Genomic DNA, 563 nt, shown 5'->3' on the forward strand with positions numbered 1-563 from the left:
GATGGCGCACGACTGGGCAGAGCGGAACCCTGTCGCCGAGCTTCGCACAGGCGATCTACTGTCTCTTCCTACAGCGAAAAATCACGCCCGCGTCTCGGAAGCTGATCTGCCTGCCTTGCTGCATACAATCGATTCGTACGGCGGCGAGGAGCAGACGCGGCTTGCGTTGAAACTCATGAGCTATTGCTTCGTGAGAACGGGTGAGCTTGTGAATGCACCATGGTCTGAGTTTGATCTCGATCACGCTCGTTGGACGATCCCGGCCGAGCGCATGAAGATGCGCACACCGCATATCGTGCCGCTTTCGCGTCAGGCGGCCGATGTCGTGCGTCGGCTGAAGGAGATCAGCGTCGGAGGCGAGTTCGTATTCCCTGGCTATCACTCGCACAAGAGGCCGATGAGTCGAGCGACGATGCTCATGGCGCTACGGGCGCTCGGCTATCGCGGACAGATGACCGTGCATGGATTCCGCGGCGTTGCCTCGACGATCCTGCATGAGCAAGGTTGGCCGCACGAGCATATCGAGCTTCAGCTCGCGCACCAGTCGCGTGGCAAGGTGAGTG

The 563-nt window shown here is 60.2% G+C and carries 1 protein-coding gene; it reads left to right on the plus strand.

The genetic code is table 11. From position 1 onward, the window contains the following. Position 1: 1 nt before the first annotated feature. Positions 2-563: site-specific integrase (locus tag QCE79_RS33475; protein WP_309851799.1), on the plus strand; the 562-nt coding region annotated here is incomplete at its 3' end.

This window comes from Caballeronia sp. LZ003, assembly GCF_031451465.1.
GTDB lineage: Bacteria > Pseudomonadota > Gammaproteobacteria > Burkholderiales > Burkholderiaceae > Caballeronia.